This window comes from Streptomyces sp. NPDC059477 (assembly GCF_042749375.1).
GTDB lineage: Bacteria > Actinomycetota > Actinomycetes > Streptomycetales > Streptomycetaceae > Streptomyces.
Genome location: NZ_JBHYUG010000123.1, coordinates 1 through 13,391 on the forward strand (window position 1 = coordinate 1; position 13,391 = coordinate 13,391).

General features: G+C 68.5%; 12 protein-coding genes. 10 read left to right on the forward strand and 2 right to left on the reverse strand.

The annotated features are described in order from the left end of the window. Positions 1-194 precede the first annotated feature (194 nt). The 4 genes from ACFXAZ_RS35975 (at position 195) to ACFXAZ_RS35990 (ending at position 4,156) form a co-directional block, all read left to right on the forward strand. Complete coding sequence (locus tag ACFXAZ_RS35975; protein WP_384600096.1) at positions 195-1,661, forward strand: alpha-amylase family glycosyl hydrolase; 1,467 nt, start codon at positions 195-197, stop codon at positions 1,659-1,661. 133 nt (positions 1,662-1,794) lie between these two features. Continuing rightward, positions 1,795-2,730 (forward strand): sugar phosphate isomerase/epimerase family protein, encoded by a 936-nt coding sequence (locus tag ACFXAZ_RS35980; protein ID WP_384600099.1) that lies wholly within the window; start codon positions 1,795-1,797, stop codon positions 2,728-2,730. Then, the gene (locus tag ACFXAZ_RS35985; protein WP_384600103.1) at positions 2,730-3,782 is read left to right on the forward strand and encodes a Gfo/Idh/MocA family oxidoreductase; all 1,053 of its coding nucleotides are present in this window, start codon (positions 2,730-2,732) and stop codon (positions 3,780-3,782) included. The genes ACFXAZ_RS35980 and ACFXAZ_RS35985 overlap by 1 nt, the downstream gene beginning before the upstream one ends. Next, the gene (locus ACFXAZ_RS35990; protein WP_384600106.1) at positions 3,779-4,156 is read left to right on the forward strand and encodes a cupin domain-containing protein; all 378 of its coding nucleotides are present in this window, start codon (positions 3,779-3,781) and stop codon (positions 4,154-4,156) included. The genes ACFXAZ_RS35985 and ACFXAZ_RS35990 overlap by 4 nt, the downstream gene beginning before the upstream one ends. A 94-nt stretch (positions 4,157-4,250) precedes the next feature. On the opposite strand, the gene ACFXAZ_RS35995 is transcribed toward ACFXAZ_RS35990, so the two are convergent. After that, a complete protein-coding gene (locus tag ACFXAZ_RS35995) occupies positions 4,251-5,897 on the reverse strand; it encodes a CocE/NonD family hydrolase (protein WP_384600109.1) in 1,647 nt (548 codons plus the stop codon). Between the two features lie 125 nt (positions 5,898-6,022). Between ACFXAZ_RS35995 and ACFXAZ_RS36000 the strand changes: the two genes are divergently transcribed. The 5 genes from ACFXAZ_RS36000 (at position 6,023) to ACFXAZ_RS36020 (ending at position 9,966) form a co-directional block, all read left to right on the forward strand. Further along, the gene (locus ACFXAZ_RS36000) at positions 6,023-6,520 is read left to right on the forward strand and encodes a MaoC family dehydratase (protein ID WP_384600112.1); all 498 of its coding nucleotides are present in this window, start codon (positions 6,023-6,025) and stop codon (positions 6,518-6,520) included. Further along, positions 6,517-7,359: an HpcH/HpaI aldolase/citrate lyase family protein gene (locus ACFXAZ_RS36005; protein ID WP_384600115.1), complete on the forward strand. Its 843-nt coding sequence runs from the start codon at positions 6,517-6,519 to the stop codon at positions 7,357-7,359. Before ACFXAZ_RS36000 ends, ACFXAZ_RS36005 begins: the two co-directional genes overlap by 4 nt. A gap of 123 nt (positions 7,360-7,482) precedes the next feature. Then, positions 7,483-8,244 (forward strand): IclR family transcriptional regulator, encoded by a 762-nt coding sequence (locus tag ACFXAZ_RS36010; protein ID WP_384600117.1) that lies wholly within the window; start codon positions 7,483-7,485, stop codon positions 8,242-8,244. Between the two features lie 184 nt (positions 8,245-8,428). Beyond that, complete coding sequence (locus ACFXAZ_RS36015; protein WP_384600120.1) at positions 8,429-9,568, forward strand: CaiB/BaiF CoA transferase family protein; 1,140 nt, start codon at positions 8,429-8,431, stop codon at positions 9,566-9,568. Beyond that, entirely contained in the window at positions 9,565-9,966 is a 402-nt protein-coding gene (locus ACFXAZ_RS36020) for a cupin domain-containing protein (RefSeq protein ID WP_384600123.1), read from the forward strand. Before ACFXAZ_RS36015 ends, ACFXAZ_RS36020 begins: the two co-directional genes overlap by 4 nt. Before the next feature lie 142 nt (positions 9,967-10,108). On the opposite strand, the gene ACFXAZ_RS36025 is transcribed toward ACFXAZ_RS36020, so the two are convergent. Then, complete coding sequence (locus tag ACFXAZ_RS36025) at positions 10,109-12,124, reverse strand: ATP-binding cassette domain-containing protein (protein WP_384600126.1); 2,016 nt, start codon at positions 12,122-12,124, stop codon at positions 10,109-10,111. 568 nt (positions 12,125-12,692) lie between these two features. Between ACFXAZ_RS36025 and ACFXAZ_RS36030 the strand changes: the two genes are divergently transcribed. After that, positions 12,693-13,097, forward strand: a complete 405-nt coding sequence (locus tag ACFXAZ_RS36030; protein ID WP_384600129.1) for a hypothetical protein — start codon at positions 12,693-12,695, stop codon at positions 13,095-13,097. The last annotated feature ends 294 nt before the right edge of the window (positions 13,098-13,391 follow it).

A 13,391-nucleotide genomic window follows, 5' to 3' on the forward strand; every position in this document is an offset into this window, starting at 1 on the left:
ATGGTCATCCCCGTCCTCATCGCCTTCATCCTGCTCCAGCGCCGCTTCATCGAGGGCTACACCTCCTCCGGCATGACGGGCTGAACCCGGCCCGCACCTGGTCTATCCGGCTGAGCCGCGCTGCATCCGGCTGAGCCCGCTCGAACCCGGCTGAGCCCGGTTGAATCCATCCCACCTCCCTCCAGGAGATTCGTATGGCACGCTCCAGACGCACCCTCGCGCTGTCCGGAATGCTAGGTCTTGCCCTGGTACTTCCGTCGGCGCTGCCGGCCGGCGCCACACAGGCGCGGGAGACCCGGCAGAGCACCGACTTCCAGAACCTCAACGGGTTCATGTGGTTCTACAACACGTACTTCGACTACAAGTTCAAGGACATCGAGAAGGACCTGGACGACCTCAAGCGCAGCGGGGTCCGGGTGCTCGGGTTCTTCAGCCCGTACAACGGCGACAAGAACACCTGTGACGGCTGTTCCCCGCTGGACTTCTACTCGGTGCCGCCGCAGAACGGCACGATGAAGGACTGGGAGAAGCTGGTCGACGCGGCCCACCGCAAGGGCATGAAGGTCGTCACCTACTTCGTCAACATCTATCTGGACGAGCGCTCCGAGTACTTCCAGAAGGCTGAGGAGCAGTACGCGGCGGGCGACCGGACCTCGCGCGAGGTCAGCTCCTTCCGCTGGACGACCGACCCGACCGAGCCGCTGCCCGATCTGCGGATGGGCCCGCCCTGGGCGAGCACCTGGGAGTACAGCGAGACGGCCAAGGCCTACTACTGGAAGCTGTGGTTCGGCCCCGGCTTCGACTACGACCTGGCGGGCAACACCGCCGAGATCGCCCGGATCGAGAAGTTCTGGCTGGACACCGGGATCGACGGGTTCATGTGGGACGTGGGGACGACGGACCCGCGCTGGAAGCCGTACGCGGTCGACATCCCCACCACCTACACCACCAACGACAAGTGGCTCACCCATGAGCGGGCCAACGCCGCCACGGCCCAGGCCAACATCGACTTCGGCCTCACCTCCTGGTTCAACTACCAGGACTCCGACACCGTCAACGACTACTCCCGGATCGTCGACGGCACCATCGACCCCGATGGCCTGGAAGCCGCCCTGCACAACACGGACATCGCGCGCGAGGCCGGGGCCACGACGTACACGTGGAGCATCTGGGGCGACGACCCGGTCGCGAACCTCGACCCGCACATCTACCCCACGTACCCGCAGGACGACGTCATGCGCGTCCAGGAGGCGGCGCTGCTCGCCGGGTCCGGGATTCTCTACGGCGCGGGCATGTACGACCAGTACATCCGCTGGTCGCCGAAGCTGAAGTCGAACTGGGAGAAGGTCCTGCGGACCGTCAACGCCAACAAGGCACTGCTCCCGGCCGCCGACCGCACCCGGGTCCCCGTCGGGGACGACCCGCAGGCGTACGCCATGCGGCGCACCAGCGAGAACGGCAAGCAGACCGCCCTGCTGGTCTACAACTTCGACGACGCCCCGAAGAAGGTGACCGTGGACCTCAAGGGCACCGGCATCGACACCACCCAGACGCCGAAGGACCTGTACAACGGGGGTAAGGCGCCTGCCATCAAGGGCAACAAGTACACCGTCACCCTCCCGGCCTACGGCTTCACCATTCTCGACGTGAAGTCCCGCTAGCGGCCAGGATCTCCCGGGCTCGGTCACGGGGCGGAGCGGTGCACCCCACCGCTCCGCCCCGGACGCAGGCCCAGGCGTTCTCCGTACCGATCGACCAGCATCACCCTCAATCCCGCGCGACTGGAGGAGATCCATGTCCGACCCGGACCAGGCAGCCGACCTCACCGCCCTGAACGTCATGGGCGCATGGGACTTCGACGCCGCAGTCGACCGGTTCGCCCGCTGGGGACTGCGATGGATGGACATCTGGGGCGCGATCTACGGCAAGTCGGTCGCCGACCTGGACACCGACACCGCCGGCCGGGCCGCCTCGGCCCTCCAGCGTGCCGGACTGCGCGCCTACTGCCTCTCCACCAGGGTCTTCGACGACCATGTGGAGCGTGGGGAGGAAGCGTTCCGCACCGAGCATCTGGCCACACTCGACCGGGTGCTGGAGGCCGCCGCCGTACTGCGGCCCCGCTTCGTCCGGCTGATCGCGGGGAAGCTCACCGGCGCCGGTGCCGGCCGCACCATGTCCCGCCTCCGCAATGAACACCCCTGGGTCGCCGACGTCTACCGGCAGGCCGCCCGGCGCATCGTCGACGCGGGCTTCATCCCGACGCTGGAGAACGAGGTCCACGACTGCTTCCTCGCCGACCCCCGCGACTTCGTCGACTTCGTGGACTGGGTGCAACCACCGGACCCGTTCAGCGTCACCTGGGACATTCAGAACGCCTGGGAGATGGGGGTCTTCCCCACGATCGAGGGGTATCGCACACTGCGTCCCCTGATCGGCTATGTCCACACCAAGGGCGGACTCGCCGCGGCCGATGATCCCTCCCGGCTCCGGTGGAGCGTCGGTCTCGACTCGGCGAGCTGGCCGGTCGTCGAGATCCTCCAGGCCGCCGTCGACGACGGGGTCTCGCCGGTCATCTGCCTCAACCCGTCGCACGGACAGTGGCGCGTCGGCTACGACTACGGGGCGCCGGGAGCCTTCCGTCCGGACGTGCCGTTCGAGCAATGGGACATGTCCCAGGTCACCGAGCGGGATCTCACCTTCCTGCGCGCCCGTATCAAGGGAATCCGGTAATGAGTTATCAGCGACTCTCCGACCGCCGCGTCCGTATCGGCATGGTCGGCGTCGGCGGCCACGCCTACCGCAACCTCCTGCCCGCCCTGACATTCCTCCCGGTCGAACTCGTCGCCATCGCGGACGTCGACGAGACGCTCGCGCACCGCACGGCCGCGCAGTACGGCGTCCGGCACAGCTATCCGACCGCGGCGCAGATGTACGCCAACGAAGACCTCGACGCGGTCCTGATCTGCGTATCTCCGCAACTGCACCCGGGTCTGGCGATCGAGGCGTTCGCCGCCGGCCTGCATGTGTGGATGGAGAAGCCCGCCGCCCCCACGGTCGCCGAGGTCGACCGGATGATCGAGGCCCGCGGCGAGCTGCTGTGCACGGTCGGCTACAAGAAGGTGTTCATGCCGGCCGCGGTCAAGGTCCGAGAACTGCTCGCGTCCGCCGCCCTCGGTGAGGTCCGCACCATCCTCGCGCAGTACCCGCTGAGCATCCCCCTCGGTGGTGAGGCCGCGGAGAACTCCATGTGGCTGGCCAACGGCTGCCACCCCGTCTCCCTGCTGCTGAGCCTCGCCGGCCCGGCGGCGAGCCTCACCGTGCACCGCGCCAAGGACAACGCGGGAGCCCTGCTCATCCGCCACGAGAGCGGCGTACTGAGCAACATCCACCTCTCCCACGGCGCCCCGTTCGGCCAGCCCTTCGAGCGGTACACCGTCTTCGGGGACCAGGCCACCGCCGAGATCGACAACACCCGCCGCGTCACCTTCCAGCGGGGAATGCCGTTCGACTACGCGGGCACCACCAGCTTCGTGGCCGAAGGACTGGACTCCGGGGCGATCGTGTGGGAGCCCCAGGACTCGTTCAACACCCTGGAGAACCGACCCGAGTTCACCCAGGGACTTCACGGCGGGCTGCGTCATTTCCTCGACTGCGTCCTGAAGAAGCGGCCACCGCGACTGGCGCACCTTGAGTTCGCTCGTCAGGTCGCCGCCGTACACCAGGCGGCCCTTCTCTCCGACAACCAAGAAGTCGCACTGACCGACCTGAAGGACAAGGCGTGAGCGAGCACGACTTCCACCGGCACCTGCGTACCACCGCCGAGCATGTCATCGAGCCCCAGCCGTGGGGGCGGCTCGAATGGTATGTCTCGGCGGCCATCGGCAACTCGACGACGATGACCGTCGGCAAGTGCGTACTCGACCCCGGTCAGGCGAACGGGCGTCACTTCCACCCGAACTGCGACGAGATCCTCACCGTGCTCAAAGGCCGCGTCATCCAGTACTGGGACGACCAGTCGCAGGTGATGGAGGAGGGCGACGTCGTCTCCATCCCCAGCGGTGTGTGGCACAGCGCCCGCAACATCGGCGACGAACAAGCCGAACTCGCCATCTCCTTCTCCAGCGCACATCGACGGACGGTCGGCGCGGAACAGTAGCCGAGGAGCCCGAACCGGCGCAGCCCGATCAGGGTGCGCGGTCGCGTCCGGTGTTCTGGCGGAAGGGACCCGGTAGCTTCGGGACTGGCCGAGGCTACCCAGGGCTCTGAGAGTCTGTTCCGTCGTCGATGCGCACGGTGATGCCGGAGGGGTGGGTCGCGTCCCCGTAGTGGATGGTCTGGTCGGCTGCGGTCATGGTGGTTGCGTGGGGCAGGTCCTCGCCGGTGCCGAGGTTGCGGGCGTAGAACGGGTGGGCTCCGCTGGCGATCTGCAGGCGCAGCCGATGGGCCGGTGCCAGACGGTGGGCGACGGGTCCCAGGTCCAAGGTGAGGTGCAGCGGCGCGCTCGGGTCGGTCAGTTTCTCCGTGCTGAGGCGTTGCAGGGTCTGAGCGATGGCCAGGGAGCGGCCGTCGGGGTGCACGTCGGTGATGCGGGCATAGAAGTCCGTGTGGGGTGTGGACGAGGTGACCCACAGCTCGGCGGTCACGGGACCGAGGAGGGTCACCGGCGTCTCGAACGCATCGCCGGTGTAGGTCAGGACGTCCTCACGTGCCTCCAGTTCGCGGTTGTCGGTCTGGGTCAGAGCGTCGACGGGGGCGAAGCTGGCCAGGGCAACGGCCGGTGTCGGGTCCGCGGGATCGTACCTGTACCGGTCGGCGTGTCCCTCGGGTGAGTCCGTCGGCCGGGCTTGCTCCAGTGTGCCGCCGGGCGCGAGGTACCAGCGTTGGGCCCTGGAGCCGGGAGCGGGCCAGGTGGGCAGTTCTCGCCAGCCGACGTCGGGGTTGATGTGGACGGACACGGGTGCCGTCGCGGTGCCGACGTGATCGGTGGTGTGACGCAGGTGGCGCTCGAACCACGAGAGGGTTTCGAGGTTGCTTCGGATCGGGTCGATGTCGTGGCTCCACGGCCCGGTCACGATCCGGTCGCACCGGCGACGCGCGTGCAACCGGAGAAAGTCCGCCCACAGGTAGGGGCGGTGGTAGTCGTTCCATCCGTCGATCAGCAGGGTGGGAGGGAGCCAGTCCTCGGACAACAGGTGGCTGAAGTCGAGAGGTGCCCAGTGCGGACTGTCTCCGCTGAAGCGCAAGCGCTCCTGGTAGAAGGGGAGTTCCTGAGCGCAGTAGAGCCGGTCGGCGGCTGACAGCGGCAGGGCGAAGAACGCCGAGTCGTTGACTCCGGGGCCCTCTCCGGGGCGGTCGGCCTCGGGTGCGGCCTGGGACGCCGCCCACGAGAGCGCCAGGTCGAGTCCGAAGGAGCCGCCCGGATACCAGGCGGAGGTCCGGTCGGTGCTGTAGGCGCTCACCGCGAGCGCACGCAGCCCCGCGGGTCGGGTGGCAGCCGTGGCATAGGCGGTGAAACCCATGTAGCTGGTTCCGAAGAGTCCGAGGTTGCCGTCGTACCAGGGCTGCTGTGCGATCCATGCCGCAGCGGCGTGCCCGTCGGACCTCTCGTGGAAGTAGGAGGAGGTGCCGCGGGTGTCCTGAAGAACACAGTGGTAGCCGTGCGAGGCGAAGTAGATGCCCTGGTCGCTGAACCCGCCCCGGCCGTAGGCGGTGCGCATCAGCAGCGCCGGTCCCTGCCTGCCGTCGGCCGGATGGAACACATCGGCGTCGAGCGGATCACCGTCCCCGGAAGGGATACTGGCGCTCTGCCGCGCGACCCCGTACGGGCCGAGGGTGCCGCAGCTCGTGGCAGCGGCGCCCAGTTCCTCCGTACTGACACCTTTGAAGCTGATGGACATGTGCTCTCCGCCTGTGAGGGAACCGATAGCGGTGGTAGGTCGGCCAGGGCCAACCGTAGCACCAGACCTTTTTACAAGGGTATGATTGAACGCTAATAGCGTTCAATGGTGGAAGGGTGGGACGGATGCGGTCGACGCAACCGGCGGCACGGAGGGTCGAGCAGCGGGGATTGTGGTTCGAGGAGTTCGACCTGGACTGTGTGTACTCCCACCGTCCCGGTCGGACCCTCACCGAGGCGGACAACGTTCTGTTCACGACCATGACCATGAACACCCAGTCGCTCCATCTGGACGCGGCCTGGAGCGAGGGACAGCCCTTCGGGCAGCGGCTGGTCAACAGCATGTTCACCCTTGCCACGCTCGTCGGGCTGTCGGTCGCGCAGCTGACCGAGGGCACCATCAGCGCCAATCTGGGCCTCGAACAGGTCGCATTTCCCAAGCCGGTCTTTCACGGCGACACGCTCTACGCCGAGACCCGAGTTCTCGACAAACGCCTCTCCCGGTCTCGGCCGGGCGAGGGTGTGGTGCGCTTCGCGCACACCGGCCGCAATCAGCACGGAGACGTGGTGGCGGAAGCGGCCCGCGTGACCTTGGTGCGGCAGCGTCCCCAGGAGCAGGGATGAGCGCCGACATGTTCGCCCGGGGCCCGGCATGGCTGTTCTGTCCGGCCGATCGACCTGACCGCTACGCGAAGGCGGCGGTCGTCGCCGACCTCGTCATCCTCGACCTCGAAGACGGCGTATCCGCCTCCCGGCGCGCGTATGCCCGCAACTGCCTCCGGGAGGCCGGCGGCAGCCTCGATCCGGACACCACGGTGCTGCGCATCAACCCCGTCGGCACGGCCGAACACGACAGAGATCTCGAACTCCTCGCCGACCTGTCCTTGCGGCTGGTGATGCTGGCCAAGGCCGAGCATCCCCACCAGCTCGACCACCTGCGCGCCCGGCAGGTGATCGCCCTGTGCGAGACACCGGCCGGCATCCTGAACGCTGCCGCGATCGCGCAGCACGCGACCTGTGCGGGATTGATGTGGGGCGCCGAGGACCTCATCGTGGGGATCGGCGGAACCTCCAGCAGGCAGGTGGACGGCCGCTACCGTGATGTGGCCATGCACGCGCGTTCCAGCGTGCTGCTGGCCGCCGCGGCGGCCGGCAAACCCGCGCTCGACTCAGTGGTATTCGACATCGCCGATGCCGCCGGTCTGACCGAGGAAGCCGCCGACGCGGCAGCCTGCGGATTCGCGGGCAAGGTCTGTATCCACCCGCACCAGGTGCCACTCGTGCGTACGGCCTTCCGTCCCGAAGCCGGCCAGCGGGAATGGGCGAGCGCCGTGCTGGAAGCGGCGGAACGCGAAGGCGACGGAGGCGGTGCCTTCGCCTTTCGCGGGCAGATGGTGGACGAACCCGTACTGCGGCGCGCCCGCGGCATCCTCTCCCGCGCGCACGCCAACCGGCCCGGCTAATACCCTGGCCACGAGCAGGGCGCGGCTGGGGGAAGACGCCGCCAGAGGGTCCTGGCGTCGAGAGCAGAGGGGCTGGACCACGTGAGCGAGCAGCACGCGACAGCAAAACGCGAACGCAATCCCATGCGAGCCCTGACGAGAGTGCTCGCGGCCCTGGCCGAGATGGACGAGCCCTCCGTCGGCATGCGCGAACTCGCCCGACGCCTCGACACTCCGCCCAGTTCCCTCCAGCGCACCCTGGAAGCCGCCTTCGAGACGAGCCTCGTTGCCCTCGCAGCCCCCGGTCAGTGGGAACTGGGCTGGGAGTTCCACCGACTTGCCGCACTGGCCCAGCGCAAGCAGCCATTCCGTGCCGCCACCGAAATCCTCGAAGAGCTGCGCGACGCCACCGGTGAGACCGCGCTGCTCACCGTCTACGACCCCTACCGCAAGCAACGGATGTTCGTGGCCGCCGCCGAGTCCCACCACGCCGTACGCTTCGTCCCGGACCTCTTCTCCTGGATGCCCGCCCACGCGGGCGCCAGCGCCTTGGCGATTCTCGCCTTCCGCCCGGAGGACGAGCGCCGCGCCCTGTACGCCGACGGTCTGACGGCACTGACGAAGACAACCGCCACCAGCGCCGAGGATCTGGAAGCCCGTCTGGCCAGGATCCGCCACGATGGCTACGCCTTCAGCTACGACGAGGTCAACCTCGCGGCTGCCGGGGTGGCTGCCCCGGTGCGTCTCACCGAGGTCACCAGCAGCGTTGCTGTCATCGCTCCTCGCCAACGGCTGGACGAGGTACCCGACGCGGAGCTGGCCGGTTTGACCGTCCGAGCCGCCCGCCACCTGACCCAGCGCCTGGGCGACGCCAGCGCCGCGCTTGCGGCCAACATCAAGCCATGAACCCCGGAGCTTGCCAGTGGTGCCGCCGGTCCGACCCGGCAGTCTTGGCAGTCCCGGGCGCCGGCTGGAACGGCCAGTCAGGCCGCGGTGAGTGTGTGTCGAGCGCGGGTGGGGCTGGTCAGCCAACTCATCAGCGCGTACGCTTATAGCGTGAAGGTGAATGCTTATAGCGAGAGGGTGTGTCATGGCCGGGCCGTTGGTGGGGCTCCGTATTCTCGACATCACCTCGGTGATCATGGGCCCCTACGCCACATCGATCCTCGGAGATCTTGGGGCTGATGTAATCAAGCTCGAAACAGCGGAAGGCGACGTCGGGCGCAACCTCGGCCCGTCCCGCCACGATGGCATGAGCGCCCTGGCGCTCACTCTGCACCGCAACAAGTCGAGCGTCACCATCGATCCCAAACTCCCCGAAGGCCGAGAGCGATTGGGTGAACTTCTGCGTGAGTGCGACGCGGTGGTGACAAACCTGCGTCCGGCATCAAGGGAACGGCTGGGCTTGACCTATGAACAGGTGAGCAAGCTCAACCCTTCGATCGTCCTGTGCACGGCACAGGCGTTCGGCTCGAACTCCGCCCTGCGAGACGCACCTGCCTATGACGACACCGTCCAGGCGGCCTCAGGGCTCTGCGACATCTACCGGCGCGCCGACGGAGAACCACGGTTCGCGCCCTATGTGGTCGCCGACAAGGTGTGCGGGCTCACCATGGTCTACTCTCTGCTGGCTGCGATGCTGCACAGGGAGAAGACGGGCGAGGGCCAGTGGGTCGATGTTCCGATGGTGGACACGATGCTGTCGTTCAACCTCGTCGAACATCTGGCAGGGCACACCTTCGTCCCCCCGGAATCCCCCTTGGGCTGGAGCCGCACACTGGTCCCGGAGCGTCGACCGCACCGGGCGAAGGACGGTTGGATCTGCATCATGCCGTACTCCGACCGCAACTGGCGGGACTTCTTCGCCCTGGTGGAACGAGCGGAACTGATCCAGGACGAGCGGTTCGCGACGAACGGCGCACGGCACAATCACGCCGGCGAACTCCAGCGGCTTCTGGCGCACTGCGTTTCCTCCCGCACGGTCGCGGAGTGGAAGGAGGCATGTGAGCGGCACGAGATCCCCGTACAAGAAGTGCTCGACCTGGACCGACTCGATACCCCGTACCTCGCCGAGCGTGGATTCCTGAAGCGCAGGATCCACCCCTCCGAAGGGGCGTACCTGACAGTCCGGTTTCCAGTGGACTTCTCATCGACCCCCGTGGCGGAACCACGACCGGCCCCCCGCCTGGGTGAACATGACACCAAAACCTGGACAGGAGCAGAAGAATGACCGCAGTGGTCCGCCGGTTCGCAGCCATCGAATCGTATTCCCCGCCCTACCACCTCCGAACGACCAACCGGCGAATCTTCGGTCCGGACGACGGTGTGGGCGATCTCGTCCTGGTGCACGGCACGCTCGAACCCGGCGGACGTGCAGACCCCCACTATCACGAACACTGCGATCAGCTGATCTTCGTCATCGCCGGGAGTTGCCGAGTACGCGCGGGAGACACCGACGAGGTGCTGAACGCGAACGACACCGCCTTCCTTCCGCGTCAACTCCCGCATGTCGTCGATGTGCTGGGTGACGTACCGCTCGAACTGCTCGTCACTTATCTGCCGGCACTGCGACAGGGCGACACCCATCCTGTGGAGGCCGATGCAGCGGAAGGCGACGGCGACGGATGAAGGCGAGGGGTTCTGCTGCGGCTTCGACGGCACGACCGGCTCGGACTGGGCTGTGTGGTGTGTTCGCGTCGCCGAGTGCAGCGGCTACTGGCCGGTCCTTTCGCGGTGTCGCCGGCCTTCGGCGGGCGTCGGCGACTTTGGGCTACGCCTCCTCGGGCGTCCTGGTCGGCGCCTCGTGGTATCCGGCCGCCTGAAGGGCGAACATCTCCGCGTACTCACCCTGCTTGCCGATGAGTTCCTGGTGTGAGCCGGACTCGGTGATCTTCCCGCCGTCGAAGACGTAGATGCGGTCGCACTCGACGACGGAGGCGAGGCGGTGGGAGATGAGGACGGTGATCTGGCCGGGTCGGCGGGCGCCGCGCAGTACGGCCTGGTAGACGGCGTGCTCGGCCTTCGGGTCCATGCTCGCGGTCGGCTCGTCCAGCAGGAGGACCGGCGCCTGTTTGTAGAGGCCACGGGCGACCGCCACTTTGGCCCATTGCCCGGCGGAGAGTTCCTGGCCGCCCGCGAACCGCTTGGACAGCAGGGCCCGCCAGGTTGCGGGGAGGCCCGCGATGACGGTGTCGGCACCGGAGGCCACGGCTGCCGCATGGGCCTCCTCGGGGACGGACTCGGTCAACGACCCCCGGGAAACGGTGATGTTCGCCAGCGCGGTGAAGGGATAGTGCACCGGGTCCTGGAGCACCATGGCCACACGCTGCTGGAGCGAGACCGGGTCGAGGGTCCGCGCGTCGGCGCCGTTCCAGGACACGGTACCGGCCGTCGGGTCGTACAGGCCCGCGATCAGCTTGGAGCAGGTGGACTTGCCGCTGCCGTTGATGCCCACGAACGCCACGGTCTCCCCGGCCCTGACCCTGAGACTGATGCCGTCGAGTGCGGGGGCGGACTTGTCCGGGTAGGTGAAGGAGACGTCGTCGAGTCGGATCTCCTTCACCACCTCGGGGGCCGCGGCGCCGCCCGAGCGGGGCAGCAGACCGCGGCAGCGGGCCTGCACCGCCAGCAGATCCCCGACCCACAGGGCGTGTTCGTAGACCATGTGTGCCGTGGTGACGAACGAGGTCAGGGAGCGATGGCTGGACTGGATCGCCAGTACGGCCCCGGCGCCGACGGCGAGGGGAATCCAGCCGCCGATCAGCATCGCGCACAGCGCAGCGTAGGTGGTGCCGGTGCCCATGCCGCCCGCCGCTCGCCCGGCGAGGTGGATCCGGGCCGCGCGGACACCGAGCCGGGTGTCCTCCGCGGCGATCCTCTCGGTGAGCCGCCGGTTCTCGGCGAGCAGCGCCCCCTGGGCGGTGTTGGAGCGGATCTCGGCGGCGCAGTCCTGGTCGAGGAGGATCCAGCTGAACGTCCTGACTCGGCGTTGGAGGGCGTTCCACCGCATGTACGAGTGGAAGCGCTCCTTCGCCGCGCGGACGGCGGCGGCGCCGACCGGCAGCACGGACAGCGGCAGCATGAGGATCAGAAGCGGGTGGAGCACGGCGAGGACGGCCGCGGTGGCGACGAGGTCGAGGAGGGCGGCGGCCAGAGCGACGATCTGGCCGACGACCTGCCGGGCGAAGTACAGTCCCCGGTCCGAGGCCCGGTGGATGTCGTCGTGCCAGTTCGCGTCGTCGACCGCTTCGAGCCGTACGTGCGCGACCAGCCGGTAGAAGTCCACCTCCAGGGCGGTGCGGATCTTCGGCGTGAGGCGGGCCTCGGCGGTGGAGACCGCGGCCTCCAGAGCGGCCCGCAGCGACAGCAGCACCACGACCAGGGCCAGCTCGGGCAGCGCGGAGCGGATCTTGTCCGGAGTCGGCCCGGACGCGAACAGCGTATGGAGGACAGCGACCGAGGCCACCAGACCGAAGGCGTTCATCGCGGCGGACGCCAGCTGGAGCACGGCGACCGCGACGGTGCCCCGCCGGTCCGCCCGCCACGCCAGCGCCCCGACCTGCCGCACGATCTGCGGCAGCCGGGCGAGGATCTCCCGCACACTCGCCTTCGCCGACGCCCCGTCGTGGACCGCCCAGTACGCCGTCTCCAGCCCGCCGGCGATGTCGTCACCGTCGTCGGGCCCGGCCTGCACCCGCGCCGGGGGAAGCTCCAGCCCGGGCGCCGTACGGGCCGTCGGGACGCGTCCCCCTCCGGTGTGGGCGGCCCCGTTCGCCGCCTCGGTCATCCGCGCCTCCCCGTCGCCGGCTGCGGGCGCCGGGCTCCCCGGCTTGTCACGCCGGACACGGTCTCGATGGGCGGAGCCGCGGTGCGGGTTGTTGATGTCATCTGCGTTCCCCTTGTCCGTATGCCTCTGCCTGTGTGCTTTTGTCTGTGTGCTTTGTCTGTGCGCTTTGTCTGTGCGCCGGGCGCGTGGGACGGTCATCGGCCCGGTGGCCACTGGCCGGGCGATGGGCGGAGCGGTCTCGGCCGCTGGTGCTGCGGTATCCGGGACAACGAGACGGCGGACTGTCTCGAACACACATCTTTCAGTCGCGCCGGGGACCGCGTGAAGAAGCGAATTTCGGAGGCTGTAGCCGCCATCGACCCGTACCGGACCCGGGATGGCCCCCGGGCGTGCGGTGGCCGAATCGCCGGGGCCGATGGCCCTGTGACGGGTGGGGTGCCCCGCGCTCGTCACCACGGGTTCCGAGTTCAGGCGCTCGTCCGCCGCCAGTGTGTGCACACTCCTCCCCGCCGGCACCAGGTCGCTCGCGGCCCCGGGATAGGCGAAGAACGTCACCGGAGGCGGCGCGGTGCTCATCAGCCTCGGCGGCATCGTCGGCTGTGTCGTCCTCAGCCTCGTCGCCGTCCGGGTCAAGACGGTGCCGCTCACCATGGCCTCCGTGGTGGCGTCCGCGGTCATGCTCGCGCTGTTCGCCGTCTCCGTCGGAAACCTGGTCCCCGCGTTCATCGCCGCGGCCTTCCTGGGCTTCACCCTGACCGGCGCGGTCGCCGGCCTCTACGCCATCGTGCCGGTCCAGTACCCGCCCTCCATCCGGGCGACCGCGATCGGCCTGGTGATCGGCGTGGGGCGCATCGGCTCGATCGTGGCCCCGCTCGTGGTCGGAGCGCTGGTCGACGGCGGCTGGCAGGGGTCCGACCTGTATCTGCTGTTCACCGTCGACACCACCGCCGTGCCGACCGGTAGATCCGCCTGAGGTCGGGCCGAGAACTCTGACAATTCCGAGGATTCAGGGAACTCAGGGGATTTCTTTGGGGGCGGAGTGCGGGACAGGGAACGCCGGTAATACTCTTCGGCGGTTCTCCGGGGCAGGTTCCCAGCGGTGGGTTCTCATGTGTGAGTTCCCGTGTGTGAGTCCTCGTGTGTTCCCAGGTGTTTCCCATCGGATCGGGGGGGGGGGGGGGCGGGTGGGGGGGGGGGGGGACACCAGAGCCGGGGGTGTCGCGGGGGCTGTCGGGCGCCGGCCGCCCGCCGAGCCGCGCGCCCGCGG